Genomic DNA, 26,119 nt, shown 5'->3' on the forward strand with positions numbered 1-26,119 from the left:
CGAACACGCTTAGCACAAGGGCTATTGCGAATTCTTGACTGCACGATCGTGTAGTCCTCCCGCCCGGCCCGCCCCCGCCCGTGGACAACGCTGGACGACATACCCGCCGTCCAGAGAGAGGCAGCCGAGCGCCATGTCCCCCACCGCGCCGCATCCGCAGCCCACGTCCGTCCCCGTCGCCGACATCAGCGCCACCGGACCCGGCCACACGCCGGTCCAGCAGGTGATGGGCCTGATGCGGGAGCAAGGGCCGCTCCTGGTACGGCGGTTGCACGGCCGGGACACGCTGTTCGTCGCGGACCTGGACCTGGTGAGCGACCTCGCGGACGAGACCAGGTTCGCCAAACATGTCGGCCCCGCCCTGGAGAACGTACGGGAGTTCGCCGCCGACGGCCTGTTCACCGCGTACAACGACGAGCCCAACTGGGCGAAGGCGCACGACATTCTGATGCCCGCGTTCGCGCTCGGCTCGATGCGCACCTACCACCCGGTGATGCTGAAGGTGGCCCGCCGCCTGATCGACGCGTGGGACCGCGCGGCCGGCGCCGGACAGCCGGTGAACGTGCCGGACGACATGACCCGGATGACCCTCGACACCATCGGACTCGCCGGATTCGCCTACGACTTCGGCTCCTTCGAGCGCGCGCAGCCGCACCCCTTCGTCGAGTCGATGGTCCGCTGCCTGGAGTGGAGCATGACCCGCCTCGCCCGCGTCCCCGGCACGGACCACTCGGCGGCCGACCAGGCGTTCCGCGACGACGCGGCCTACCTCGCGCAGGTCGTGGACGACGTCATCGCCGCCCGCACCGGCACCGACCAGTCGGCCGCCACCGACCTCCTCGGCCTCATGCTGAGCGCCACCCACCCGGCGGACGGCACGACCCTCGACCACGCCAACATCCGCAACCAGGTCATCACGTTCCTCATCGCCGGACACGAAACCACCTCAGGGGCCCTGTCGTTCGCCCTCTACTACCTCGCCAAGCACCCCGAGGTCCTGAACCTCGTCCGCCGCGAGACCGACGCGCTGTGGGGAGACCAGACGGACCCCGAGCCGACGTACGACGAGGTCGGCCGGCTCACCTACACGCGCCAAGTCCTCAACGAGGCCCTGCGGTTGTGGCCCACGGCCGCTGTGTTCGGCCGGCACGCCCTGGAGGACACGCTCCTCGGCGGACGCGTCCCGCTGCGCGCCGGACAGGCCGTGACCGTCCTCACGCCGATGCTGCACCGGCAGCCCGCATGGGGCGACAACCCCGACCTGTTCGACCCGGAACGCTTCACCCCCGAGGCGGAGGCGGCCCGCTCGCCGCACGCCTTCAAACCGTTCGGGACCGGCGAACGCGCCTGCATCGGACGGCAGTTCGCGCTCCACGAGGCGACGATGCTCCTGGCGATGCTCGTCCACCGCTACCGCCTCCACGACCACGCCGGCTACCGGCTCACCGTCAAGGAGACCCTCACCCTCAAGCCCGACGGCTTCACCCTCACCCTCACCCCGCGCACGCCCGCCGACCGAACCCACGCCCCCCTCCCGGGAGTTGCGCCCACCGAACCGGCGAGCACCGACACCGCGACCCTCCCGGCCCGCGTCCTCCCCGGCACCTCCGCGCTCTTCCTGCACGGCAGCAACTACGGCACCTGCCGCGACTTCGCCGCCCAACTCGCCGACGAGGCGGGCGACATCGGGTGCACGACACAGACGGCGCCCCTCGACGCGTACGCCGGCGGCCTGCCCACCGACCGCCCCGTCGTCATCGCCGCCGCCTCCTACAACGGCCGCCCCACCGACGACGCCACCGCCTTCGCCGCCTGGCTGGAGGAGGACCACGACCTCACCGGCGTCACCTACGCCGTCCTCGGCGTCGGCGACCGCAACTGGGCCGCCACCTACCAGCACGTCCCGACCCGGATCGACGAGCGCCTCGCCGAACTCGGCGCGACCCGCCTCACCGACCGCACGGCGGCCGACGCCTCCGGCGATCTCACCGGCGCCGTACGGGAGTTCACCCGCACCCTGCGCACCGCGCTCCTGGAGCGGTACGGCGACCCCGAGGCGACCCCGGCGGACATGGAGGCCCCGGAGAACGCCTACACCGTCCGCGTCCTGACCGGCACCCCCCTCGACGCCCTCGCCGAACGCCACGGCCTGGTCCCGATGACGGTCACCGAGGCGCACGACCTCACCGACCCCGACCACCCGCGCCGCAAGTGCTTCCTGCGCGTCGCCCTCCCCGAGGGCACCACGTACCGCACGGCCGACCACCTCACCGTCCTCCCCGCCAACTCCCCTGCCCTGGTGGACCGTACGCTCACCGCGCTCGGCCTCGACCCGGACACCCTCCTCGACGTCCGCCCCACCCGCCGCGCCGGACTCACCGTCGACCGCCCGGTGACGGCACGTCAACTTCTCGCCCACTACGTCGAGTTGCAGGACCGCCCGACCGCCGCCCAGCGCGCCGCGCTCGCCGCGGCCAACCCCTGCCCGCCCGAACGCGCCGCCCTCGTCGCCCTCACCGACGACGACCCGCGCACCCTGACCGAGCTGATCGAGGCCGGCCCGGCGCTGCGCGGAGCCCTCGACTGGGCCCAACTCCTCGATCTGCTCACCCCGTTGCGCCTGCGCCACTACTCCATCTCCTCCTCACCCGCCAACGACCCCGGCCACGTCGACCTGATGGTCTCCCTCCTCGACGCCCCCGCCCGCTCGGGCAACGGCCGCTACCGGGGCACCGGTTCGGGCCACCTCGCCGGCCTCGCCCCCGGCGACACCGTGTACGCCCGCATCCAGCCCTGCCGCGAAGCCTTCCGCATCGACCACACCACGCCCGTGATCATGATCGCCGCCGGTACAGGCCTCGCCCCCTTCCGGGGCGCGATCGCCGACCGTGTCAACGCGACCGGACAACTCCCGCCCGCCCTCTGTTACTTCGGCTGCGCCGCCCCCGACGCCGACTACCTGCACGCCGAGGAACTGACCGCCGCCGACACCGCCGGAGCCGTCTCGATCCGGCCCGCCTTCAGCGCCGGACCCGACGGCCGGTACGTCCAGCACCGGATCGCCGCCGAAGGCGATGAGGTCTGGAACCTGCTCACCGAAGGCGCCCGCGTCCACGTCTGCGGCGACGGCTCGCGCATGGCACCCGCGGTGCGCGACGCGTTCCGTACGCTGTACCGGGACCACACGCCCGACGCCGACGGCGCCGCGGCCGAGACCTGGCTGAACGAGCTGATGGCGAACGGGCGTTACGTCGAGGACGTGTACGCCGCGAACTGACCGGAAGGACACGGGAGATGACGACGGACTCCTGGGAACGGGCCCGGCGCGTCCTGAAGGACGCGGCCCGACACCTCGTCGCCGTCACCCCCTTGAGCGGCGGCACCTACAACGCCGTCGAGGAACTCCGCCTCGACGACGGCACCCGGTACGTCCTCAAGGTCGCCCCACCCGACCAGGGCCTCCGCCACGAGAAGCGACTCCTCGTGGCGGAGGCCCGGTTCTACGAGGGCGCGGCCCGGGCCGGCGTACCCGCCCCGAAGGTCGTGGCCCAGGGCGACGGCTACCTCCTGATGACCGCCGTACCCGGCGAACAGTGGTCCGAGCCCGCCCAACACGCCGCCCTGCGCGCCGAGTTGGCCGGACTCGTCGCCCGCCTCCACCGGATCACCGGACCGGCGTACGGCTATCCCTCCGGCGCCCTCGGCCCGCTCGCCCCCGACTGGCGTACCGCGTTCACCGGCATGCTCGACGCGGTCCTCGCCGACGCCGACGACTACGCGGCCGAACTCCCGCTCGCGACAGGCGAGATCAGGGAGATCGTCCGCACGGCGTACGGCGCGCTGGACGACGTCACGACCCCCTGCCTCATCCACTTCGACCTGTGGCCCGGCAACATCCTCATCGACCCCGCCGTCCCCCGCGTCACCGGACTCATCGACGGGGAACGCATGTTCTGGGGTGATCCGCTGGCCGACTTCGTCTCCCTCGCCCTGCTCGCGGACATCCGGGAGGACGAGAATTTCCTGACGGCATATCAAAAAGCCGGAGGAGAGGCGGAGTTCGACGACTCCGCCCAGCAGCGGTACGCCCTCTACCGCACCTATCTCTACCTGATCATGCTGACGGAACAGGTCCCGAGGAAGGCCGGCGAGGGGCACCGGCAGTGGGCGCGGGAGACCGTGGCGCCCCAACTGCTGGGCGCGCTACGGGAGATCGAGGCGCTGACCCCCTAGACCCGAGCGGAGTCAGCGCCTCCCCAGGTCAGCCCGCGAACGCGTTCACGCCCGTCCGCTCCGCCGACAGCGCCCACAGCCGCTCCGCCTGCTCCGCGTCCCGCGCCCACGGCGCGACACCGGCGGTCACCGACCCGGACGCGATGTCCTCGGCGGACACCTCCTCGGACACCTCGCAGTCCTCCAGATACACCCCGCCCAGGCCGTCGAGCCGCGTCGACGTCGCCGCCCACACCTGCGTCGCCGCGCCCTGCTCGGGCGTCTTGAACGCCTCCGGCATCAGCAGCTCGCCGTTCTCGTCGATCCAGCCGCGCTCGATCATCTCCTCCTTCGCCAGATGGCGCTGGAGGGGCGTGAGGATGCCGCCCGGGTGCAGGGAGAACGCCCGCACGCCCGACGCGCGGCCCAGCTTGTCGAGGTGGAGGGCGAACAGGGCGTTCGCCGTCTTCGCCTGGCCGTACGCCTGCCACTTGTCGTAGCCCTGCCGCCAGTCGACGTCGTCCCAGCGGACGCCGGAGAAGTGGTGGCCGCGCGAGGAGACGGACACGACGCGGGCGCCGCCCGGCTCGATCGCCGGCCACAGCCGGTTGACCAGCGCGAAGTGACCGAGGTGGTTGGTGGCGAACTGGGTCTCCCAGCCGGGACCCACGCGCGTCTCGGGGCAGGCCATGATCCCGGCGCTGTTGATCACATGGTCGAGGGTGCGCCCGGAGGCGAGGAAGCGGTCCGCGAACGCCCGCACGCTCTCCAGATCACCGAGATCCAGCTCGTCGACCTCTACCCCGGCGATCCCCCGAACCGCCTCGCGGGCCACATCCGCCCGCCGCGCCGGTACGACCACCCGCGCGCCCGCCCTCGCCAGCGCGCGCGTCGTCTCCAGCCCGAGGCCCGAGTAGCCCCCGGTCACCAGGGCCAGCGTGCCCGTGAGGTCACGGTCCGCGAGAACGTCGTCAGCGGTGCTGCGCGCACCGAAACCCGAACCGATCTTGACTTGAGGAGTGTCGCTGTTGCTCAGGTTGCTCATGCCGACGACCGTACGAATTGAAGTGCTCTCGAAGTCAAACGCGGCCACCCACCCACTCCATCAGCCGTTCGTACGACCACGTCGTCACCACCCGCTCCGCCGGGACCCCGCACTCCTCCGCCCGCGCGCACCCCAGCACCTGCCAGTCCAGCTGCCCCGGCGCGTGCGCGTCCGTGTCGACCGAGAACAGCACCCCCGCGTCCACGGCCTGCCGCAGCAGCCGCCGGGGAGGGTCCAGGCGTTCCGGGCGGCTGTTGATCTCCACCGCCGTCCCCGATTCCGCGCACGCCGCGAACACCGCCGCCGCGTCGAACTCCGACTCCGGGCGCTGTTTCCCCTGTTCTCCCGCGATCAGGCGGCCCGTGCAGTGGCCCAGGATGTCCGCGTGCGGGTCGCGTACGGCGGCCACCATGCGGCGGGTCATCGAGCGGGCGTCCATCCGCAGCTTGGAGTGCACCGACACGACGACCACGTCCAGGCGGGCCAGCAGCTCCGGGTCCTGGTCGAGGGAGCCGTCGTCGAGGATGTCGCACTCGATGCCGGTGAGCAGGCGGAACGGGGCCCACGTCGCGTTCAGCTCCGCGACCAGGTCGAGCTGCTCGCGCAGGCGGTCCGCCGTGAGACCCCGGGCCACCGTCAGGCGCGGCGAGTGGTCCGTCAGCACCGCCCACTCGTGGCCCAGCGCCGCCGCCGTACGGGCCATCTCCTCGATCGGGCTGCCGCCGTCCGACCAGTCCGAGTGCAGATGGCAGTCCCCCTTCAGCAGGGCCCGCAGGCGCGCGCCGCCCTCCGGGGGCGGGGGCTGCTCGGCCGCCACGCGCTCCAGATACGCCGGGGTACGGCCGGCCAGGGCCTCCCGCACCACCTGCGCCGTCTTCGGGCCGACCCCCTTGAGCGACTCCAGCGTCCCCGCCGCCGCCCGGTCCGCGACCTCCGCCTCCGGCAGCGCCGACAGCACACGGGCCGCCGTACGGAACGCCTTCACGCGGTACGGCGGGGCGAGGGACCGCTCCAGCAGGAACGCGATCCGCTCCAGGGCCTCTACGGGGAGCATGTCACCAGGGTTGCCCAGGAACGGGGGGTCCGCTCGCCGGGGCCGGGGCCGGGGCCGGGGCCGGGGGGCGGCTTGTAGGGCGCGGGGCCGTCCGTCTCGCCGGGTAGCGGTCGGCCTGAGTCGTCTTACCCTCGATTACATGACCGAGATAGCGAGCCCCTACATCTCCCACCCGCGGGTCATGGTGCTCGGGGTCCAGCCGGGCACACCCCCATTCCGCATCATGGAGATCGACGGCCGGGTCGTCGGCTCCGCCCACGCCGTCACCGAGGTCCTCGCCACCGCGGCCCTCTACGGCATCACCATCCACGACCTCGACGACCCCGACGCGATCCGCTGGGTCGGCGGCGACCGCTACACCTGGCGGCCACGGCTCTAGCCGCGCCGCGCGTGCACCCCGCGCCCCAGGCGGCGGCCCAGGAGCAGGTAGCCGATGAGGGCGCCCGTCGTGTTGAGGATGACGTCGTCGATGTCGAAGGCGCGGCCGGTGACCAGGGCGCCCTGGGCGAACTCGACCGCGAGCATCACGAGGGACGTCAGGAGCAGCACCTTGAGGATGCCGCGCGCCTTCGGGGCGACCACGGGGACGAGGATGCCGAACGGGACCCCCAGCAGGATGTTCCCGCCGATCTGCCGCACCGCGTCCCGCAGCGCGGGCTGGTCCAGGTACGCCTTGAGGGAGTGGCCGGGGCGGAGGTTCGTGTGGATCAGGGGCACCGAGGCGGGGGACGGTTCGAGGGTGAGGCGGGCGAGGATCGCGCCGAACCCGACGAGCACGGCGAAGCCGACGGCCATCGCGGGAACGCGGAGGTAGAGGGGGAGGGGACGAGGGCCGGCGGGGGAGTCCTTGGGGGTGCGTTTCTTGCTCTTGGCAGTTGCGGGGGCCGCTGGTTTCGCTGTTTTCGCCGGTTTCTTCGAGGTCCGGATCCGTACGGCCGTCAGCCGCTTCGTGAACGCCTTCACTCCTCCTGGGGCGGGCTGCGGTTTCGCGGGGGTGGGCGCGGACTTGGCCTTCGCGGTACGCGGACGTGAGGCTGCACGGGCCATCTGCGGTCCTCCAGGCTTCAACTTCCCAGCGTCCTAAGGCTGTTACCCAGGAAACGCCCGGGGATGCCGGTCCTCGCACCCCGGGCGCCACCCGGTCAGGCGACGTAGGAGACGGTGACCTCCTTGAAGCCGAGGGACCGCAGCAGGCCCTTGAGCATGCCCGTCGTGTTGGTCTCCGCCCGCGCCGTCAGCTCGCTCTGCCGCGCGGCCTCGCCGATGTGCCGCACGGCGAGCTTCTGCACCGCCTGCTCGCTGTTCGGGTTGCCCGAGAAGAAGTCGCCGAGCCGGTCCAGCAGGCCGCGCTGCTTGGACACGGCGTACGAACGGTCCGGGTCGAGCGCCGGTGTCGCGAGCCGCGCGTGCGGCAGGCGGAGCGTCGCCGTCGTACGGTCCTCGTCGACCGTCACGTCCTTGTCGCCCACCTTTCCGAGGTCCACGTACGCGTCCACCGTGCCCGCCCCCACGTACAGGGTCCGGGAACCGCGGATCGAGTCCGGCAGGAACTTCGCGTCCTTCTCCAGGTCCACGACGACCTGGAAGTTGCCCGACGCGCCCTCGTAGCGGCTCATGTCCTGGATCGACTGGAGGAGCGCCGGGCCCGTGCGGTCCTGTGTCTCCGTGCCGAAGAAATCGCGCAGTCCCGGCAGGAGGCTCAGCCGGATGCCCGCGAACATGACGGCCAGCACCACTACGACCGAGGTGAGCACCTTCGCCCATGCCGGCATGCGCTGCGGCAGCCGCTTCGGGGGAGTCGTGACGGTGTCGGGGGGAGTCGTCGTCATGGCGGTCTCCTTCCTGCGGTCCCCGCTGTCGCGGGGTCCCCGTACTGGTGTTCCCGCCATACGGATTCCCGCCGAACGCCTCTCCGCACCGCCTTGTCGACAAGCTGTGACAGGAGAGGCGGCTACCTGGGAGGTAATCGCGGAGGGAACTGCGGGGCGGCAACAATCCGTCGGGCAGGGCGAGTTCACGCCACCCACGTCCCTGTGTCCCGAGTTCGCGCAGAGAGGCCCCGCCATGAACCCCGACACCCGTACCTCGGTCCTCCGGCTCCTCCAGGTCATCGGCGAGGGCGATCCCGACCGCATCGCCTCCCGCTACGCCGAGCACGTCGACTGGAAGCTCGACTGGCCCGCCGGGGAGCACGGGCGGACGGCCACGCCCTGGATCCGGCGCCGCTCCACCCGCGCCGAAGTCGCCGCGCACTACCGGGAGGTGGCCGCACATCATGTCGCCGAGGAGGTCGACACCCGCGTCGAGCGTGTCCTCGTCGACGGCGCCGACGCGGTCGTCCTCGGGGAGATCCGGCAGACCGCGCGGGCGACCGGGCGGGCGTACCGGGCTCGGTTCGCCCTTCATCTGACGCTGGCGGACGGGGTGGTGACTCGGCATCACGTGTACGAGGACAGTCTCGCCGTGGCCCAGGCGTTCGACGGGGCGGGATGAGCGCCGGGACGATACGGGAGGCCCGCCGAGGTCGGGGGCGTGTGTCCTGGCCGCCCGGCCTCACCAAGCCGTGGTCGAACGCGAACACCACCGCGTGCACCCGGTCCCTCAGCCCCGGCTTCTCCAGGACCCGGCCCACATGCGTCTTCACCGTCTCCTCCCCGATGTGCAGCCTGGCCGCGATCTCCGCGTTCGACAGTCCCCGGCCCAGCAGGAGCAGTACGCCGTGCGCCCGCTCCGTCAGTCTCGCCAGCCTCCTCGCCGTCTCCGGCGACGGCTCCAACGGCGTGGCCCTCGCGAACTCCGCGAGCAGACGCCGGGTGACTGACGGGCCCAGCAGTGCCTCGCCGGCCGCGAACACGTACTCGTCCAACTCGAAGGTCGTCAGGATCAACACCTTGGGCGCACTGTCGTCTTCGGCCCCGATCGCCCGCGTCGCGGCGACCCCGTCCAACACCGGCATCCGTACATCCATCAGCACGACGTCCGGCTTCGCCGTCCCGGCCGGCCGGACCGCCTCCTCGCCGTCCCGCGCCTCACCCACGACCACGAGATCCGCCTGCGTCTCCACCATCATCCGCAGGCCGGCACGCATGAGGTCTTCATCGTCGGCCAGAAGTACACGGATCACTGGATGCCTTGCTCGGAAGGGGAGTTGGGGGTATCCCGCGGGGGTGAGGGCGGAGGGAGCCGGGGAGAGGGCTCGTCGAGGAGGGGCCTGCCTTCGCGACCGGCGTCGAGGCGGGGCCTGTCCTCGCGATCGGCGTCGAGTTCTACGGGGTGTCCCCGCGCGGGCGGTGCAGGGGCGGTGCGCTGGGACTCCGTCGGCACCGGAACCACAGCCATCATCCGCCCACCCCGACCCCCCTCCACCACCCCTGCCTCCACCGACACCGCGCCCCGCCGCACGCGCACCCCGGCCGAGACCGGCATCCCGGCTCAGCTCAGGGCCTGCACGGCGGCCCAGGAACCCCGGGCGACGGCCCCGACGGGATGCACGGTCGCCCGGCAGGTCGCGGACCTGGAGGCCGTACGGAAGAAGATCGGCGCGGAGAAGGTCGTCCTGATGGGCGCGACCCTCGCCGCCGAGTACCTGGCCGAGCACCCCGGGCACGTCGAGCGGATGGTGCCGACGTCGCCGGGAGTGCTGTGGGCACCGGCGTGGAAGGACCGCGACGAGGGGGCATCTGGGACCGGCTGACGCCGGAACCGCAGGCCCGTATCGACGAGTTGGAGGCGAACCCCCGCCTGATGGCGTGGTCGCTGATGGCGGCCCACCCCCCGGCTTCTACGCCAACCAGCCCACGACGGCTGACCAGTCGACGGTCCCGGACCCCCGCCCCGCCCTGCGCCGGACGGCCGTCCCCGTGCTCGTCGTCCGGGGCGACTGCGACTACAAGAACCCGGGCATCGCCCGCGAGTACGACGAGGTGCTCCCCGGCGCGACCCTCCTGACGGTCGAGGACGCGGGCCACCTCGTGGACATGGAGAAACCGCACGAGTACCGGCAGGCGGTGACGGAGTTCCTGACGGACCGAAGCCGCCGCGGCGGGCCGCCGCCGGACCCTCCCGACCCGGGCTTCCCGACGTCCCCGGCCCGCCCACGAGTTCCGCCCGCACCAACAGCCCTCACCAGTCGCCCTCTCCAATCGCCCCTCGAACACCCCTACCATGAGAGCCCCCGACATGATCATCAGAGCCCCTTAGGAGCCGATCGTGCGAGACATAGCCGTCTTCTCCGGCAGCGCCCACCCCGAACTCGCCGCGGAAGTCTGCGCCCACCTCGGTGTTCCCCTGCGCCCGACCCAGGTCAGCAGGTTCGCGAACGACTGCCTGGAGGTGCAGCTCCAGGCCAACTGCCGGGAACGGGACGTGTTCCTGGTGCAGCCGCTCGTCAAACCGGTTCAAGAACACCTCGTGGAGCTGCTGTTGATGTGCGACGCGGCGCGGGGCGCGTCGGCGCGGCGCATCACCGTCGTGCTGCCGCACTACTCGTACGCCCGCTCGGACAAGAAGGACGCGCCCCGTATCTCGATGGGCGGCCGGATGGTCGCGGACCTGATGGTGTCGGCCGGAGCGAGCAGGGTCCTGGCGATGACGCTGCACTCCCCGCAGGTGCACGGCTTCTTCTCGGTCCCGGTCGACCACCTGCACGCGCTGCGCGAACTGGCCGCGCACTTCCGCCAGTACGACCTGGCCCGCACGACGGTGGTCTCCCCGGACCTCGGCAACGCGAAGGAGGCGGCGGCGTTCGCGCGGCTGATCGGCGCGCAGGTCGCGGCGGGCGCGAAGCAGCGGTTCGCGGACGACCGGGTCAGCATCAGCGCGGTGATCGGCGAGGTGACGGGACGGGACGTCATCGTGCTGGACGACGAGATCGCGAAGGGCAGCACGGTCCTGGAACTCCTGGAGAAACTGCGGGAGTTGAAGCCGAGGTCGATCAGGGTGGCCTGTACGCACGGCCTGTTCGCGTCCGGCGCCCTGAAGCGGCTGAGCGAGCAGCCGGACGTGCTGGAGATCGTGTGCACGAACACCGTGCCGGTCCCGGAGGAGGAGCACACGGACAAGCTGCGCGTCCTGTCGATCGCCCCCGCGCTCGCCGAGGCCGTGCGCCGTATTCACAACGGCGAGTCCGTCAGCGCCCTGTTCGACGCGCCCGGGAGCGAATAGACAGGAGGCAGGCGCCTGTTGACGCCGGGCGCCCTTCAGGGACAGGAGGCCCGCAGTGGCGAAGGCACGGTTCGAACGGACCAAACCGCACGTCAACATCGGCACCATCGGCCACATCGACCACGGCAAGACGACGCTGACCGCGGCGATCACGAAGGTGCTGCACGACCGGTTTCCCGACCTGAACCCGTTCACGCCGTTCGACCAGATCGACAAGGCGCCGGAGGAGCGCCAGCGCGGGATCACGATCTCGATCGCGCACGTCGAGTACCAGACCGAGGCCCGGCACTACGCGCACGTGGACTGCCCGGGCCACGCCGACTACATCAAGAACATGATCACGGGTGCCGCGCAGATGGACGGCGCGATCCTGGTCGTCGCGGCGACCGACGGGCCGATGCCGCAGACCAAGGAACACGTGCTGCTGGCGCGGCAGGTGGGCGTGCCGTACATCGTCGTCGCGCTGAACAAGACGGACATGGTGGACGACGAGGAGATCCTGGAACTCGTCGAACTGGAGGTCCGCGAGCTGCTCACGGAGTACGAGTTCCCGGGGGACGACCTTCCGGTCGTCCGGGTGTCGGCGCTGCGGGCGCTGGAGGGCGACCCCGAGTGGTCGCGGTCGGTGCTGGAACTGCTGGACGCGGTCGACACGGCCGTACCGCAGCCGCAGCGGGACGTGGACCGGCCGTTCCTGATGCCGATCGAGGACGTGTTCACGATCACCGGGCGCGGGACGGTCGTCACCGGGCGGATCGAGCGCGGGACGCTCCGGGTGAACACCGAGGTCGAGATCATCGGCATCCACGAGCAGAAGACGCGGACGACGGTGACGGGCATCGAGATGTTCCGCAAGCTCCTCGACGAGGGCTGGGCGGGGGAGAACGTGGGGCTGCTGCTGCGCGGCGTCAAGCGGGAGGACGTCGAGCGCGGGCAGGTCGTCATCAAGCCGGGCTCGGTGATGCCGCACACGCGGTTCGAGGCGCAGGCGTACATCCTGTCGAAGGACGAGGGCGGGCGGCACACGCCGTTCTTCGACAACTACCGGCCGCAGTTCTACTTCCGGACGACGGACGTCACGGGGGTGGTGACGCTGCCCGACGGGACCGAGATGGTCATGCCGGGCGACAACACCGGCATGCTCGTCCAGCTCATCCAGCCCATCGCGATGGAGGAGGGGCTGAAGTTCGCCATCCGCGAGGGCGGGCGGACGGTGGGCGCGGGGCAGGTGACAAAAATCCTCAAGTAGCCGGAGATCCTCAAGCAGCCGGAACAGTACCGGAGTTCATAAGGTCTCCCCGGGCTTCCCGAGGGCGGTTTCCACGCTCGGCGCGGGCGGCAGGAGCTTCGACAGGCCCGTCGCCCGCAGCACCCGCAGGGTCAGCGGGTGGACGCAGACCAGGCGCAACTCCCCGTCGCGCTCCAGGGCCCGGGCGCGGGCGCGGTAGAGCAGGCGCAGCCCCGAGCAGTCGAAGAACTCGACCGGGGTGAGGTCGATGAGCACGCGCGGGGCCTGCCCCGCCACGCGGTCGTCGATGTGCGGCAGGATCTCCATCGCCGCGACGATGTCGATCTCGCCGTGGAACTCCAGCACGACGTACCCCTGTTCCTCACGTATGCGCAGGTGAGGGGTGTCGACCAGGGGTTCCTGCGGCACCATGGCATTGCCTCCAGCACGGGCCGGCGGATGGGACGAGACGGACGCTGGGGAGCGCTCGGCGGAGCCTGCCTCAGCAAGTTACCCCCGATGGAGTGAATTTCAGCATGTTCGATTGACATATGTCTTCGAAAAAGGACCGATCGTAGTCGGCCAGTTCGCGACGGAGCGCGGAAGCCCGGCCCGGAGCCCTACGACAGTGCCTGCCACGCCCGCGTGAGCGACTGCCGGAACTGGTCCGTCTGGCGCTCCGTCAGGGCGTTGACCATGCGGTCCTCCAGCTCGCGCACCTGCTCCGCGTGCAGCGCGAGCAACTCCCGCCCCGCGTCCGTCAGCAGGATCCTCAGCTCCCGCCTGCTGGCCGGATTCGGCTCCCGGCGCAGCAGCCCCCGGCTCTCCAGGGACCGCACCAGATCGGCGGTCGACTGCGCCGTCACGAACGAGTCCCGCGCCAACTGGGCGGCGGACAGGCCGTCGTGGCGCTCCAGGACCGTCAGCGCCGTGTATTGCAGGGCGGTGATGCCCGACGGCCTCACCAGCTCGTCCAGCCGCGAACGGACGGCGAGTTCGAGCTGCTTGACCATGTAGAGGAGGGAGGGGGGTGCGCTTCCGGCCATGGGTCGAGCGTAAACCATTGACAGGAAACCTGTCTGTAAAGAGACTGCGAACCACCAGGAATCCTGTCGGTTGACGACGCGGCGACGGCGCCGCAGACCCGAGGAGTGGCGATGACCGCCTTCCAGATCGACCCCGGGCAGCTCTTCATCGGGGGCCAGTGGCGGGAATCCGCCGACGGAGCGCGCACCGAGGTGATCGACCCGTCCAGGGGCCGCACGCTCACCACGGTCGCCGAGGCCGCACCCGCCGACGTCGACGCCGCCGTGCGCGCCGCCCGCGAGGCGTACGAGACCGGCCCCTGGTCCCGGTTCACCGGCCGCGAACGGGGCCGCGTCCTGCTGCGCGTCGCCGAGCTGATCCGCCAGGAGACCGATCGGATAGCCGAGTTGGAGAGCCTCGACGTCGGCAAGCCCATCACGCTGGCCCGCGCCGTCGACGTCACCAACGCCGCCAACGACTACGAGTACTACGCGGCCCTCGCCTTCCAGCTCGACGGCGCCACCCGCGAGACCCAGCAGGGCACCCACGCCTACACCAGACGCGGCCCGCTCGGCGTCGTCGCCGCGATCACGCCGTTCAACTTCCCGCTGATCCTGGCCGGTTCGAAACTCGCGCCCGCACTCGCCGCCGGAAACACGGTCGTTCACAAACCGGCCGACGAAACCCCCCTCAGCGCCCTGTACATGGCGGGCCTCCTCCAGCGCGCGGGCGTCCCCGACGGCGTCGTCAACGTCGTCACCGGCACCGGGCCCGTCGCCGGGGAAGCCCTCCTGCGCCACCCCGGCATCGACAAGGTCGCCTTCACCGGCTCCACGGACATCGGCCGGCACGCCGCCGCTCTCGCCGGGCAGGCGCTGAAACCGGTCACCGTCGAACTGGGCGGAAACGCGCCCCACCTGGTCTTCGAGGACGCCGACCTGGAGAAGGCCGTCGGCGCGATCATCAAGGGATTCGTCTTCAACACCGGCCAGTTCTGCATGGGCGGCCCCCGCCTCCTGGTCGCCCGCTCGGTCTGCGCGACGCTGCTGAACATCCTCGCCGAGGCGGTCCCCGGCATCCCGGTCGGCGATCCGCGCGACCCGGCGACCGTCGTCGGCCCGCTGGCGGGGGAGCGGCATCTGCGCAAGGTCGAGGAGTACGTCGACCTCGCCCGCAAGGACGGCGGCCGGATCGTCTGCGGCGGCGAACGCCTCGACCTGGACGGCGGCTACTACTACCAGCCGACCGTCATCGCTGACCTCCCCAACGACTCGCGGGTCGTCCAGGAGGAGGTCTTCGGCCCCGTCCTCACCGTCCAGCCCTTCGACGACGAGGACGAGGCGGTCGCCCTCGCCAACTCCACGCCCTACGGCCTGGCTTCGGGCATCCAGACCGGCAGCCTGGCCCGCGCCCACCGCGTCGCCGACCGCCTCCAGGCGGGCATCGTCTGGATCAACGACTGGGCGATGCTGGACCCCGCGGTGCCGTTCGGGGGAGTGAAGGACTCGGGATTCGGCAGGGAGTACGGGCCGGAGGCGCTGGCGGGGTACCTGAAGACGAAGTCGGTGGTCGTGTCGCTGGACTGACGGGGTCGGCCCCGTAGAGCAATCCGCCCTCGAAACCCAGGAGTTCAGCCATGCCCCGCACCACCAGGGCCGCCGTCGTCGAGACGGGCGGCGCCCCCTTCACCTTCACGGACGTCACCCTCGACGACCCCGGCCCCCGCGAGGCCGTCGTCCGCATGGTCGCCGCCGGCCTCTGCCACACCGACCTCGGCGTCGCCTCCGGCGGCCTGCCGTTCCCCCTCCCCGGCGTCCTCGGCCACGAAGGCGCCGGGATCGTCGAAGCCGTCGGCGCCTCCGTCACCTCCGTCGCGCCCGGCGACCACGTCGTCCTCTCCTTCACGTCCTGCGGTGCCTGCCGCAACTGCAACGGCGGCCACCCCGCCTACTGCGCGGACTGGCTCCCGCTGAACCTCCTCGGGGGCCGCCGGGCCGACGGCAGCGCCACCATCACCCGCGACGGCGAGGCCCTCGGCGGCCACTTCTTCGGCCAGTCCTCCTTCGCCGAACGGGCGTTGGTGGACGAGCGCAGCCTCGTCAAGGTCGACCCGGAGGTGCCGCTCGCCTCGATCGCCCCGCTGGGCTGCGGAGTCCAGACCGGGGTCGGCGCGGTCTGGAACGTCCTGAAGCCGGAGCCGGGCAGCACGGTCGTCGTCCTCGGCGCCGGCGCGGTGGGCCTCTCGGCGGTGATGGCCGCCGCGCTCTCCCCGGCCACCGAGGTCGTCGCCGTCGACCGGGTGCCCGAACGGCTCGACCTGGCACGCGAGTTGGGCGCGACCCGCACCCTCACCGACGTACACGGACTCCACCAGGGCGCCGACGGTGTCGTGGAGACGACCGGCAGTACGGCCGTCCTGCGCGCCGGGGTGGACGCGCTCGCCGCGCGCGGCACGCTCGTCGTCGTGGGGGCCCCGCCCTTCGGGACCGAAGTCGCCCTGGACGTCAACGGGTTGCTCACCGGCAAGCGGGTCGTCGGCCTCACGCTGGGGGACAGCGAGACGCAGAGCCTGGTCCCGACGCTGGTCGGCCTGGTCAAGTCGGGGCGGCTGCCGCTGGCGAAGCTGATCGGGACGTACGGATTCGAGGACATCGGGCAGGCGGTGAAGGACATGACCGAGGGCCGGACCGTCAAACCCGTCCTGCTGTTCTGACCCGACCCGGCGGGCAGTTCACCGGCTGGCGTGCAGCGCGACCAGCAACTGCCACACCTGGTCGGCTATCTGGCGAGGTGTCCCCGCCAGCAGCCCGTGCAGCCAGTCCCCCAGCACCCCCGCGAAGGTCGCCGCCACCGCCGACGCCACCAGCGCGGCGTCGGCGGCCCCCGCCCGCTCCCGCTCGCGCAGGCTGTACGCGCGCAGGTCCCGGTGCAGCACCAGCCCCAGCGGCCCGCCCCCGCCGGGCGTCAACAGCCGCCGGTACAGGGCGAGATGGGGGGTGAGGGAGGCGAAGAACTCCGGCAGCGCGGCCGGCGCGCGCACCGGATCGGGCCGCCCCTGCCAGGCGTGCAGCGCCTCGACCGCCTCCCGTACGACGTCCGCGCACGCGTCGACCGCGAGGTCTTCGAGGTCGGTGTAGTGGACGTAGAACGTGGCCCGCCCGGTACCGGCCCGCCGGACCAGCGCGGCCACGCTCACCTCCTCCAGCGGACGCTCCGCGCACTCCGCGAGCAGCGCCGAGCGCAGCCTCGCCCGGGTGCGGGCGGCCCGCGGGTCCTCGGGCGCGGCGCGGGTCACTGCGCGATCAGCACGGCGGCCAGGGCGATGGCGCCGGGCACGGCCTGCGCGAACAGGATGCGCCGGTTCGCGGTCGCCGCGCCGTACACCCCCGCGACGATCACGCAGGACAGGAAGAAGACCTGCGCGCGGAAGCCGGTCGGGTCGTCCGCGATCAGGCCCCAGACCAGGCCCGCCGCGAGGAAGCCGTTGTAGAGGCCCTGGTTGGCGGCGAGCTTCGCGGTGGCCGCCGCGAACTGCGGGTCGAAGCCGTGGAAGCGGCGGCCCGGCGGCTTCTGCCACAGGAACATCTCCAGCACCAGGATGTACGCGTGCAGCAGGGCGATCAGCGCCACCAGTACGTTCGCGACCGTTTCCATGTTCTTTCTCGACTCCCTCGGCTCAGAACTTCATGGACACCTGTCCACTATAGCTGGACAGGTGTCCATGAAGTCGCATCCGGGCACGGGAAAGCCCCGCCGCGACGGGGGAGCGCGGCGGGGCCCGTAGACCGCGTTCCCGGCAGGCGGGGATTCACACCTGCCGGGCCATGGATTTCTACGCCAGCGGCTCCAGCACGAAGACGGGGATCTCCCGGTCCGTCTTCTTCTGGTACTCCGCGTACGGCGGGTAGGCGGCGACCGCACGCTCCCACCACGCGGCCTTCTCCTCGCCGGTGACCTCGCGGGCCGTCATGTCCTGCTTGACCGGCCCGTCCTGGAGCTCGACATGCGGATCGGACGTGACGTTGTGGTACCAGACCGGGTGCGTCGGGGCGCCGCCCTGTGAGGCGACCAGCGCGTACCGGCCCTCGTGCTCCACACGCATCAGCGGCGTCTTGCGGATCTTGCCGCTCTTCGCACCCCGGGTCGTCACCACGATCACCGGCAGCCCGGTGTCCAGCAGCGTCGTCCCCTCGGTCCCGCCGGACTTCTCGTACAGCTCCACCTGCTCCCGCACCCACTGCGTCGGGCTGGGCTCGTACTCGCCTTCGAGCGGCATGGCAACCATCCTCTTCTCAAGTCGTACGACGTACTCACGCGTCATGAACAACACGCGTCTCCTGCGAACCCATCCTCACAGGCCACGCCGGTCGCCGCACCGCCCGGAGGGCAGACTTCCGGCCAGATCGCCGCCCGCGCCCATCTGGCCGAACACCACGTCGCCGCTTAGATGCTTGAGGCATCTAATGGGGAGCGGTACGTCGGAACCGACTTTCTGCGAGGTCTCCATGACCCGACCGGCCCCCGTCGCCTTCCCCCAGGACCGCACCTGCCCCTACCAGCCCCCCACCGCCTACGACGCGCTCCGCGCCGACCGCCCCCTCACCCGCGCCACCCTCTACGACGGCACCACCACCTGGCTCGTCACCGGCCACGCCCTCGCCCGCACCCTCCTCGCCGACCCCCGTCTCTCCTCCGACCGCACCCGCCCCGGCTTCCCCGGCACCAACCCCCGCACCAAGGCGCTGAGCGACCGCCCGATCCCGATCCTCGGCGTCGACGACCCCAAGCACCGCAGCCAACGCCGCATGCTCCTCGCCGACTTCACCCTCCGCCGCGCCGAGGCACTGCGCCCCGCGATCCAGCGGATCGTGGACGACCGCATCGACGCCCTCCTCGCCCAGGGACCGCCCGCCGACCTCGTCTCCCTGTTCGCGCTGCCCGTCCCCTCGATGGTGATCTGCGCCCTGCTCGGCGTCCCCTACGCCGACCACGAGTTCTTCGAGGAACAGTCCGGACGCCTCCTGCGCAGCCGCGACGAGGCCGAGGCGCGCGACGCCCGCGACCGCCTGCGCACCTATCTGGGCGACCTCGTCGACCGCAAACACGGGCGACCCGGCGACGGCGTCCTCGACATGCTCGTCCACAGGCACCTCCAGGAGGGCGAACTCGACCGGCACGACGTCCTCGACATGGCGTTCATCCTCCTCGTCGCCGGCCACGAGACCACCGCCAACATGATCTCGCTCGGCACCTACACCCTCCTCGGCCACCCCGAACGCCTCGCCGAACTCCGCGCGAAACCCGACCTGTTGCCGGACGCCGTCGAGGAACTGATGCGGCTGCTGTCCATCGTCGACGGCCTGCTGCGCATCGCGTGCGAGGACATCGACGTCGACGGCACGACGATCAGGGCCGGCGAAGGCGTCGTCTTCGCCACCTCCGTCGTCAACCGCGACGCCACCGCCTACGACGACCCCGACGCCCTCGACTTCCACCGGCCCGCCCGCCACCACGTCTCCTTCGGCTTCGGCATCCACCAGTGCCTCGGCCAGAACCTCGCCCGCGCCGAACTGGAGATCGCCCTGCACGCCCTCCTCACCCGGCTCCCCGGCCTGCGCCTGGCGGTCCCCGCCGACACGATCCCCTTCAAGGCCGGCGACACGATCCAGGGGATGCTGGAACTCCCCGTGACCTGGTAGGAGGCTCCGGACATGCACATCGACATCGACACGGACGTCTGCATCGGCGCCGGACAGTGCGCCCTCACCGCCCCCAAGGTCTTCACCCAGGACGACGACGGCTTCTCGGCCCTGGTCGACGACCACGCGGACCACCTCGACGACCCCCTGATCCGCGAGGCGGCCCGCGCCTGCCCGGTCTCCGCGATCACCGTGAACTAGGAGCACACCCCACGGCCGGGCCCTCCAGCATGCCTCCCGTGTAGAGGGCCTGGCCGCGCGGCATCCAGTACCCCAGCTTCGAGACGACCGCCGTGCAACTGTCCCCGACGGCGGCTTCGACGACCACCGTGGACGGATTGCCGGGCTGGAGGTCGGTCAGCGCGCAGTCCAGGGCGTACGCGGTGCGCGTCCGCTCCGGGTAGCGGCCGACCAGGGGATTCACGCAGCGCGGGTCGTCCGTGGTGAGCGTCGTCCCCGCCACGCCGATCACCCCGAACCGCCCGCTGCCGTCGCCGAGTTCGCTGTCCCGGGAGACCGTGTACGTCAGGGTCGTCACCGCGTTCGGGGCGAGCGTCCGCCGGTCCACCTCGATCCGGTGCGTCGGCTTCGGGGCGGGCGCGGTGAAGGTGAGCCTCGCGCGGACGGTCCCCGAGAGATCGACCCCGGCCGGCGCGGAACGGACCGTGACCGTCGCCGTCACGTCGTAGGTGCCGGGCCCGGGGTACGGGGTCGAGCCGGGCAGCGTTCCCGAGGCGACCGGCACGCCGTCCCGGGTGGCGGTCCAGGTGCCGGAGGTGAGACAGACGGGGCGGACGCCGGGGCGGCGACAGGTGGCGGGAGCGGAGACCGCCATGACCGGGGTGCCGGTGCCCGCGCACAGAGCGACCCGGGCGAACCGCCCGCCGGGCCCGCGCAGGGAACCGGCGGGGGAGCAGAGGGTGGCGGGGGGTTCGGGAGCACGGGAGACCCCGTACGCCGCTGGTGCCGTCCTGGCCTCGTACGCCGTCGGCGCCGTACGTGTCTGCGGGCCCTGCCCCCAGGCCGCCGCGCCCCACATGCCCGGCACCAGCAACGCCCCCGCCGCCAGCACCCAGAACCCCGTCCGCCGTACCCGCACCGCAGCCTCCCGTACCTCGCGGGACCGGCCCGGTGCCGGTCGCCGGACCGAGGATGCGCACGCCCCTTGGGCCCCGCGCCGCTCCCACGCCGGGCCGTCACCTGAAATGCCTTGCGAAGCGGCGACGAGGCCGACGTACGCTCCCCTCTGTCACCCCTTCCGACGGCAGGAGCAGCAACGATGCAGTACGTGAAGCTCGGTTCGACCGGCCTGGACGTCTCCCGGATCTGTCTCGGCTGCATGACGTACGGCCTCCCGGACCGCGGCACGCACGAGTGGACCCTCGGCGAGGAGGCGTCCCGCCCGCTGATCCGGCAGGCCCTGGACGCCGGGATCAATTTCTTCGACACCGCGAACGTCTACTCCGACGGCACCAGCGAGGAGATCGTCGGCAAGGCCCTCGCCGACTTCGCGGTCCGCGACGAGATCGTCCTCGCCACGAAGGTGCACGGCCGGATGCGCCCGGGGCCCAACGGCGGCGGCCTCTCCCGCAAGGCGATCCTCACGGAGATCGACCACAGCCTGTCCCGCCTCGGCACCGACTACGTCGACCTGTACCAGATCCACCGCTTCGACCCGCACACCCCGGTCGAGGAGACGATGGAGGCGCTGCACGACGTGGTGAAGGCGGGCAAGGCCCGCTACATCGGGGCGAGTTCGATGTACGCGTGGCAGTTCGCGAAGATGCAGTACGCGGCCGAGCGGAACGGCTGGACACGCTTCGTGTCGATGCAGAACCACTACAACCTGATCTACCGCGAGGAGGAGCGCGAGATGCTCCCGCTCTGCGCCGACCAGGGCGTGGGCGTCATCCCGTGGAGCCCGCTCGCCCGGGGCCGCCTCACCCGTGACTGGGACGCCGCGACCGAGCGCAGTGCCAGCGACTCCTTCGGCGCCACCCTCTACCAGGACGGCGACCGCGCGATCGTCGAGGCGGTGACCCGGATCGCCGAGGCGCGTGGCGTCCCCCGCGCCCAGGTCGCCCTCGCCTGGCTCCTCCACCAGGACACGGTCACCGCCCCGATCGTCGGCGCGTCCAAACCGAAGCACCTGGAGGACGCCGTGGCCGCCGTCGAACTGGAGCTGACCGACAAGGAGTTGGCGGAGCTGGGGTACCCCTACAGCCCGCACCCCATCGCCGGTCACTGAGCTAGTGGGGCCCTTGCGCCGCGAACTCCGTGCCGCAGGGGCCCGCCCCCTCGCTCTCCGCCAGGACCACCCGCTCCCCGTTCATCTCGATCGTCCGGTAGTACGCCCCGATCCGCTCGGTCGAGCGGCCCACGTAGTGCCCGATGAACGACCGCCGGAACCGCCCGGCGGTCCGGTTCGGCTGCGACCCGTGCACCAGGCTGCCGTTGAAGAACAGGACGTCACCGGGCGCCATGTCGACGGGTACGGCGGACAGGCCGGGCGGCGGCGCGACGTACTCGCGCGCGAACGACACGGACTCGTCGGCCTCCTCGGGGCAGAACAGGTCCAACAGGTGGGTGCCGGGGACGACTTCGAGCCCGCCGTTGTCCCGGTCGATGTCGTCGCAGGCGACCCACGCGGCGACGCACGTCCCCGGCTCGACCCGCAGATAGAAGTTGTCCTGGTGCAGCGCCTGCCCCCGCGCGCCCGGCGGCTTGAAGTAGAACATGCTCTGCGCCGCGAGCACCTCCTCGCCGAGCAACTCCTCCAGCACGCCCCGCAGTCGGGCGTCCAGCAGCATCTCCCGGGCGACCTCGCTGATCTCGTGCGGCTGCATCACCCGCGGATACGCGTCCAGCGGATCGTCCCCGGCGCGCGGCCGGAAGTGCCCCGGCACCTCCCGCCCCGCCGCCTGCAACGCCGCGAACTCCGCACGGACGCGCTCGACCTCGTCGTAGGAGAAGAGACCCCGCACGACCGCGTAGCCGTCCTGCTGGAACCGGTCCAGAATGCCTGTGACTGTCATGGCACAGGAAACTAGGCCGGAGAACGCCGGAGGAGGATGCCCGTGTGTGCTGAAGGGTTGACCGAGACTGCCGCGGACCCGTCGCCGCCGCCGGGGCTCGTGGTGGTCGGGCGGTTCGACCAGGCGGCGGGGTACGCGGTCAACCGGCCCTCAGGGTCGGACAGTTGGCTGATCCTGTGGACCACCGGGGGCGCGGGCCTGGTCGGCCAGGGCCGCACCGAACTCCCCGTGGTCGCCGGTGACTTCGTCCTGCTCGCCCCCGGCGTCCCCCAGCGCTACGCCGTCCGGCCCGGCGCCCCCGCCTGGCGGTTCTGGTGGGCCCACTGCCAGGTGAGACCGTCCTGGCTGCCCTGGATCCGGCCGTACGACGCCGGCGACGGCGTCCATACGACGGGACCCGTGCCCGAAGTGCTGCGCGGGCGCGTCGAGTCGGCGTTCCGGCGGATGCTGGACGACGCCCGCTGGACCGGCGGGGAACCGGTCAGGCCGGCCGAGGAGGTGGCCGTCGCGCACAGCGCCGTCGCACGTGAACTCGCCCTGTGCGCACTGGAGGAGGCGGTTCTGCTGGCCGCCGCCCCGCCGAGTCCCGTACCGCCGGGCGCCGATGAGCGGATCCGGCGGGCACAGACCCTGATCGCCGCCGACCCCGGGGCCCCGCACACCGTCGCCTCGCTCGCCGAGGCCGTCGCCCTGTCGCCGTCCCGGTTCGCGCACCTGTTCACCGAGCAGCTCGGGATGTCACCGATGCGGGCCCTGCGGGAGGTCCGGCTGCGGCATGCGGCACGGCTGCTGGAGAGCACCGGGCTGACGGCCGAACGGGTCGCGGCGGCTTCGGGGTTCGCGAGCGCGTTCCACTTCAGCCGGGCGTTCAGGGGGCGGTACGGGGTACCGCCGGGGGAGTACCGGGCGGGGCGGCGGTGAGGGGGTTTGGCCGGGCGCGGGCCTCTCGCGAGTGCCGGTTCCTCAGGGGCGTACCCCGCTGCTGAAGCCCGTCCAGCGCAGGTCCGGCGGCAGGTGGCCCATGTCGTTGAAGAGGACGACCGCCGGGGGCAGGCCGTCCCGGTACTGGATCGTCGTCAGCGCGGTGTTTCCGCAGTTCAGGCCGATCCAGCGGGCGGGCGGCGCGTCGAGGGCGTGCCGCAGGAGCCAGGCGACCTGGAAGGCGTGGGTGACGAGCACCTCGTGGGTCTCCCGCTCGGCGGGGCGCGCGAACCTCGCGGTCAGCGCGTCCGCCAGCCGCCTCCCCTCGGCCGCCTCCTCGCCGCCGAACCCGTCGAAGAAACCCGCGTATGCGGGCGGCATGTCCTCGGGGACGTACGGCACATGGTCGGTCAGCTCGGGCGCCTCCCGCACGGGGGCGTCCGGCAGGTGGGTGCCGAGGATCCGCGCGGAGCGTTCCGCGCGGGGCAGCGGCGAGTGCCAGACCGCGTCGACCGGCAGCGCGGACAGCCGCCGGCCGAGCGACTCGACCTGGCGGTCGCCGGTCGCGGTGAGGTGCCCGAAGGCGTCGGCCTCGCCGTGCCGGACGACGTGGAGGTGGCGGGTGGGCATGTCAGAGGACTCCTAGCGTGCGGTGGGCGTCTTCGAGGCGCTGGACGTCGTCGCGGGGGGTGTGGTTCCCGGAGACGTCGTCGGCCCAGGCGAGGAGGCGGTGTACGTGGGGGCCGGGGGCGCCGGCGAGGACGCGGGGGGTGCCGAGGGCGACCTCGCCCGTGGTGCCGTCGATGGTGACGAGGGTGCCTTCGGGGAGGGCGGAGCCCCGCGCCCCGACCACCGCCGGTTTGTTCAACGCCCGTGCCACGACCGCCGCGTGGCTCGCCGGGCCGCCCCGCGCCGTGACGATCCCGGCCGCCGCCGCGATGCCGCGCAGGTCGTTCGGGGAGGTCTCGGGGCGGACCAGGACGACGGGGGAGTCCCGGGCCATGCGCAGCGCCGACTCCGTCGTCGTCGCGACCCGGCCGACCGCCACGCCGGGACACGCGCCGACCCCCCGGGCCACGACGTCCCTGGGCCCGGCGACGCGGGGCGTACGGACGTGGGCGAGGCTCCGGACCCGGCGCAGCGCCTCGCGCCGGCCGATGACGTCCGCCTCGGCCAGCTCCACCGCCGTACGGACCGCCGCCGCGTTCGTAAACCGGCCCGGCCGGACCTGGAGCAGCCACAACTCGCCGGACTGGAAGGTGAACTCGGTGTAGCAGGCGTCCCGGTAGCGGCCCTCGACGCGGCGCAGGGCGTCGAGCAGCTCCGCCCACAACGCCGGTTCCCGGTCGGCGAGTTCACGCAGCGGGCGGGTCGGCCGCGTACCGGACACGACGTCCTCGCCCTGCGCGCGGAACAGGACGTCGCCGTACGGGGTGTTCTCGCCGGTGTTGGGGTCGCGGCTGAAGGCGACGCCGGTTCCGCTGCGGGGGTCGCGGTTGCCGAAGACCATGGCCTGGACGACGACCGCTGTGCCGAGGTCGTGGGGGACGGCGTGGAGGGTGCGGTAGGTGTGGGCGCGGGGGGAGCGCCAGGAGGCGAGGACGGCTTCCACGGCCAGGGCGAGCTGAGCCGGGGCGTCGTCCGGTACGGGGACCGGCGTGGCCGCCGCGAAGCTCGCGAGGAAGCGGGCCCGGGAGTCCCGCGCGAACTCCTCGTCACCGGTCTCGGCGGCAAGGCCCGCCGTCGCTGCGGTCGTCAGGCCCAGGCCGAGCACCGTGTCCATCATCCCCGGCATCGACACCCCCGCCCCCGACCGCACGGACACCGCGAGCGGCCTGCCCAGGCCGCCGAAGACGCGGCCGGTGGCGCGTTCGAGCCCGGCGATCCCCTCGGCCAGCTCCTCGCGGAGCCCCTCCGGGAGCCGCTTCTCGCGGAGGAAGGCCCGGCATGCCCGCGCCGACACGACGAACGCGGGCGGCACCCGCAGCCCGAGCCGGTGCAACAGCGCCAGCCCGAGCGCCTTGCCGCCCAACTCCTCGCTGTCCCCGGCGAGTTCGGCCGACACCGGGTACACCCACCTCATCGCGGCAGCCCCAGCGTGACGAGCAGATCCTCGTGCAGCTCCGCCCAGACCGTGTGGTACGACGCCGTACTGTCCGTCACGAACTCCCGCTCACCGCCCACCGCCCGCTCCAGCGCCCCGGCCAGCCGGACCCGGTAGCGGCCGAACCGGGGGAGCGCGGCGGCGAGTTCGTCACCGACCGGGGCGAACCGCCGGTCCAGGTCGGTGAATCGGTCGAGGACTCTCGCGTCGTACGCCGGGTCGCTGTGGTCGTTGACGCTGAACGAGCCGTCCACCGGCCGCAGTTGCCATGCCGTGCACAGGTCGAGCAGCTCGGGGTTGAGGACCAGGAACCGCTGGAACGCCGCCCGCAGCGAGTCCCGGGCGCCGGACGCGTCGAGTTCGGCGGTGATCCGCCGGAGGTTCTCCGCGCGCCCCGCGTCCGTGAGGCTCCAGGCGTCGTACGAGCGCGTCACGAAACCCTCGACACCGAGGTCGATGAGCGAGGACTCGACGTCCGGTTCGGCGAGGCCGGTGAAGGCGCCGATACGGGTGGGGCTCGCGGCACCTGCGCAGCGCAGGGCGTGCAGGACGGGGAGGGGCATGGGCGGCCTCGTGGATGTCGGGTGCCGTGGATGTTCGGCGTCTTGGATGGTTTGCGTCTTGGATGGTGC

Annotated in this window: 27 protein-coding genes and 1 pseudogene; 13 read left to right on the plus strand and 15 right to left on the minus strand. The window is 72.1% G+C overall.

Features of this window, described 5'->3' with window-relative positions:
* Positions 1 to 133: 133 nt before the first annotated feature.
* Both PV682_RS13995 and PV682_RS14000 read left to right on the plus strand, forming a co-directional pair.
* Complete coding sequence (locus PV682_RS13995; protein WP_319729303.1) at positions 134 to 3,277, plus strand: cytochrome P450; 3,144 nt, start codon at positions 134 to 136, stop codon at positions 3,275 to 3,277.
* Between the two features lie 17 nt (positions 3,278 to 3,294).
* On the plus strand, positions 3,295 to 4,233 hold the full coding sequence (locus PV682_RS14000; protein WP_319729305.1) for a phosphotransferase family protein: 939 nt from the start codon (positions 3,295 to 3,297) through the stop codon (positions 4,231 to 4,233).
* Between the two features lie 28 nt (positions 4,234 to 4,261).
* On the opposite strand, the gene PV682_RS14005 is transcribed toward PV682_RS14000, so the two are convergent.
* Complete coding sequence (locus PV682_RS14005; protein ID WP_319729307.1) at positions 4,262 to 5,257, minus strand: SDR family NAD(P)-dependent oxidoreductase; 996 nt, start codon at positions 5,255 to 5,257, stop codon at positions 4,262 to 4,264.
* 34 nt (positions 5,258 to 5,291) lie between these two features.
* The gene (locus PV682_RS14010) at positions 5,292 to 6,311 is read right to left on the minus strand and encodes a PHP domain-containing protein (protein ID WP_319729308.1); all 1,020 of its coding nucleotides are present in this window, start codon (positions 6,309 to 6,311) and stop codon (positions 5,292 to 5,294) included.
* 139 nt (positions 6,312 to 6,450) lie between these two features.
* On the opposite strand from PV682_RS14010, the gene PV682_RS14015 reads away from it, so the two are divergent.
* On the plus strand, positions 6,451 to 6,690 hold the full coding sequence (locus PV682_RS14015) for a hypothetical protein (RefSeq protein ID WP_319729312.1): 240 nt from the start codon (positions 6,451 to 6,453) through the stop codon (positions 6,688 to 6,690).
* Here PV682_RS14015 and PV682_RS14020 read toward each other — a convergent pair.
* Both PV682_RS14020 and PV682_RS14025 read right to left on the minus strand, forming a co-directional pair.
* Positions 6,687 to 7,358 (minus strand): VanZ family protein, encoded by a 672-nt coding sequence (locus tag PV682_RS14020; RefSeq protein ID WP_319729315.1) that lies wholly within the window; start codon positions 7,356 to 7,358, stop codon positions 6,687 to 6,689. The two genes, PV682_RS14015 and PV682_RS14020, sit on opposite strands and share 4 nt — an antisense overlap.
* Positions 7,359 to 7,453: 95 nt before the next feature.
* Entirely contained in the window at positions 7,454 to 8,140 is a 687-nt protein-coding gene (locus tag PV682_RS14025; protein WP_319729318.1) for a DUF4230 domain-containing protein, read from the minus strand.
* Positions 8,141 to 8,375: 235 nt separating this feature from the next.
* Between PV682_RS14025 and PV682_RS14030 the strand changes: the two genes are divergently transcribed.
* Positions 8,376 to 8,804, plus strand: coding sequence for a nuclear transport factor 2 family protein (locus PV682_RS14030; RefSeq protein ID WP_319729320.1), 429 nt, complete (start codon positions 8,376 to 8,378; stop codon positions 8,802 to 8,804).
* Positions 8,805 to 8,850: 46 nt separating this feature from the next.
* Here the strand turns inward: PV682_RS14030 and PV682_RS14035 are convergent.
* Positions 8,851 to 9,435, minus strand: a pseudogene (locus PV682_RS14035) (response regulator transcription factor); the annotation flags it as partial.
* A 177-nt stretch (positions 9,436 to 9,612) separates the two neighbouring features.
* On the opposite strand from PV682_RS14035, the gene PV682_RS14040 reads away from it, so the two are divergent.
* From PV682_RS14040 to tuf, 3 genes are all read left to right on the plus strand, one after another.
* Complete coding sequence (locus tag PV682_RS14040) at positions 9,613 to 10,005, plus strand: alpha/beta fold hydrolase (RefSeq protein WP_319729322.1); 393 nt, start codon at positions 9,613 to 9,615, stop codon at positions 10,003 to 10,005.
* 515 nt (positions 10,006 to 10,520) lie between these two features.
* Positions 10,521 to 11,474, plus strand: a complete 954-nt coding sequence (locus PV682_RS14045) for a ribose-phosphate diphosphokinase (protein ID WP_055722411.1) — start codon at positions 10,521 to 10,523, stop codon at positions 11,472 to 11,474.
* A 55-nt stretch (positions 11,475 to 11,529) separates the two neighbouring features.
* Complete coding sequence (gene tuf / locus PV682_RS14050) at positions 11,530 to 12,723, plus strand: elongation factor Tu (RefSeq protein WP_055722412.1); 1,194 nt, start codon at positions 11,530 to 11,532, stop codon at positions 12,721 to 12,723.
* A gap of 36 nt (positions 12,724 to 12,759) precedes the next feature.
* On the opposite strand, the gene PV682_RS14055 is transcribed toward tuf, so the two are convergent.
* Together PV682_RS14055 and PV682_RS14060 are read right to left on the minus strand one after the other, a co-directional pair.
* The gene (locus tag PV682_RS14055) at positions 12,760 to 13,134 is read right to left on the minus strand and encodes an anti-sigma factor antagonist (RefSeq protein WP_055722413.1); all 375 of its coding nucleotides are present in this window, start codon (positions 13,132 to 13,134) and stop codon (positions 12,760 to 12,762) included.
* Positions 13,135 to 13,322: 188 nt separating this feature from the next.
* Positions 13,323 to 13,748 carry a MarR family winged helix-turn-helix transcriptional regulator gene (locus PV682_RS14060; RefSeq protein WP_055722414.1) on the minus strand — a complete coding sequence of 142 codons (426 nt, stop codon included), beginning with the start codon at positions 13,746 to 13,748 and terminating at the stop codon, positions 13,323 to 13,325.
* A gap of 111 nt (positions 13,749 to 13,859) precedes the next feature.
* Here PV682_RS14060 and PV682_RS14065 point away from each other — a divergent pair, with 111 nt between their 5' ends.
* Complete coding sequence (locus PV682_RS14065; RefSeq protein WP_319729330.1) at positions 13,860 to 15,314, plus strand: aldehyde dehydrogenase family protein; 1,455 nt, start codon at positions 13,860 to 13,862, stop codon at positions 15,312 to 15,314.
* A gap of 50 nt (positions 15,315 to 15,364) precedes the next feature.
* Positions 15,365 to 16,441 carry an NAD(P)-dependent alcohol dehydrogenase gene (locus PV682_RS14070; protein ID WP_319729333.1) on the plus strand — a complete coding sequence of 359 codons (1,077 nt, stop codon included), beginning with the start codon at positions 15,365 to 15,367 and terminating at the stop codon, positions 16,439 to 16,441.
* A gap of 18 nt (positions 16,442 to 16,459) precedes the next feature.
* On the opposite strand, the gene PV682_RS14075 is transcribed toward PV682_RS14070, so the two are convergent.
* From PV682_RS14075 to PV682_RS14085, 3 genes are all read right to left on the minus strand, one after another.
* Positions 16,460 to 17,023, minus strand: coding sequence for a TetR/AcrR family transcriptional regulator (locus PV682_RS14075; RefSeq protein ID WP_319729336.1), 564 nt, complete (start codon positions 17,021 to 17,023; stop codon positions 16,460 to 16,462).
* Positions 17,020 to 17,382, minus strand: a complete 363-nt coding sequence (locus PV682_RS14080) for a DUF1304 domain-containing protein (RefSeq protein WP_055722418.1) — start codon at positions 17,380 to 17,382, stop codon at positions 17,020 to 17,022. Before PV682_RS14080 ends, PV682_RS14075 begins: the two co-directional genes overlap by 4 nt.
* 178 nt (positions 17,383 to 17,560) lie before the next feature.
* Entirely contained in the window at positions 17,561 to 18,004 is a 444-nt protein-coding gene (locus PV682_RS14085) for a nitroreductase family deazaflavin-dependent oxidoreductase (protein WP_319729340.1), read from the minus strand.
* Positions 18,005 to 18,233: 229 nt separating this feature from the next.
* Between PV682_RS14085 and PV682_RS14090 the strand changes: the two genes are divergently transcribed.
* Positions 18,234 to 19,427: a cytochrome P450 gene (locus PV682_RS14090; protein ID WP_319729352.1), complete on the plus strand. Its 1,194-nt coding sequence runs from the start codon at positions 18,234 to 18,236 to the stop codon at positions 19,425 to 19,427.
* Positions 19,428 to 19,439: 12 nt separating this feature from the next.
* Positions 19,440 to 19,628 carry a ferredoxin gene (locus PV682_RS14095; RefSeq protein ID WP_055725330.1) on the plus strand — a complete coding sequence of 63 codons (189 nt, stop codon included), beginning with the start codon at positions 19,440 to 19,442 and terminating at the stop codon, positions 19,626 to 19,628.
* Here PV682_RS14095 and PV682_RS14100 read toward each other — a convergent pair.
* Complete coding sequence (locus PV682_RS14100; protein ID WP_319729355.1) at positions 19,615 to 20,526, minus strand: hypothetical protein; 912 nt, start codon at positions 20,524 to 20,526, stop codon at positions 19,615 to 19,617. The genes PV682_RS14095 and PV682_RS14100 overlap by 14 nt on opposite strands.
* A gap of 180 nt (positions 20,527 to 20,706) precedes the next feature.
* On the opposite strand from PV682_RS14100, the gene PV682_RS14105 reads away from it, so the two are divergent.
* Positions 20,707 to 21,675, plus strand: coding sequence for an aldo/keto reductase (locus tag PV682_RS14105; RefSeq protein ID WP_319729356.1), 969 nt, complete (start codon positions 20,707 to 20,709; stop codon positions 21,673 to 21,675).
* Between the two features lies 1 nt (position 21,676).
* Here the strand turns inward: PV682_RS14105 and PV682_RS14110 are convergent, their stop codons facing one another.
* Positions 21,677 to 22,462, minus strand: coding sequence for a phytanoyl-CoA dioxygenase family protein (locus PV682_RS14110; RefSeq protein WP_319729358.1), 786 nt, complete (start codon positions 22,460 to 22,462; stop codon positions 21,677 to 21,679).
* A 36-nt stretch (positions 22,463 to 22,498) separates the two neighbouring features.
* On the opposite strand from PV682_RS14110, the gene PV682_RS14115 reads away from it, so the two are divergent.
* Complete coding sequence (locus PV682_RS14115) at positions 22,499 to 23,383, plus strand: helix-turn-helix domain-containing protein (RefSeq protein ID WP_319729361.1); 885 nt, start codon at positions 22,499 to 22,501, stop codon at positions 23,381 to 23,383.
* A 42-nt stretch (positions 23,384 to 23,425) separates the two neighbouring features.
* On the opposite strand, the gene PV682_RS14120 is transcribed toward PV682_RS14115, so the two are convergent.
* Genes PV682_RS14120 through PV682_RS14130 form a run of 3 tightly spaced genes read right to left on the minus strand, consistent with a single transcriptional unit; the run spans position 23,426 to position 26,050 of the window.
* Complete coding sequence (locus PV682_RS14120) at positions 23,426 to 24,013, minus strand: histidine phosphatase family protein (RefSeq protein WP_319729363.1); 588 nt, start codon at positions 24,011 to 24,013, stop codon at positions 23,426 to 23,428.
* A 1-nt stretch (position 24,014) separates the two neighbouring features.
* Positions 24,015 to 25,466 (minus strand): pyruvate, phosphate dikinase, encoded by a 1,452-nt coding sequence (locus PV682_RS14125; RefSeq protein WP_319729366.1) that lies wholly within the window; start codon positions 25,464 to 25,466, stop codon positions 24,015 to 24,017.
* Positions 25,463 to 26,050, minus strand: coding sequence for a transcriptional regulator (locus PV682_RS14130; protein WP_319729368.1), 588 nt, complete (start codon positions 26,048 to 26,050; stop codon positions 25,463 to 25,465). The genes PV682_RS14125 and PV682_RS14130 overlap by 4 nt, the downstream gene beginning before the upstream one ends.
* Positions 26,051 to 26,119: the final 69 nt, after the last annotated feature.

This window comes from Streptomyces niveiscabiei (assembly GCF_033794345.1).
Lineage (GTDB): Bacteria > Actinomycetota > Actinomycetes > Streptomycetales > Streptomycetaceae > Streptomyces > Streptomyces niveiscabiei.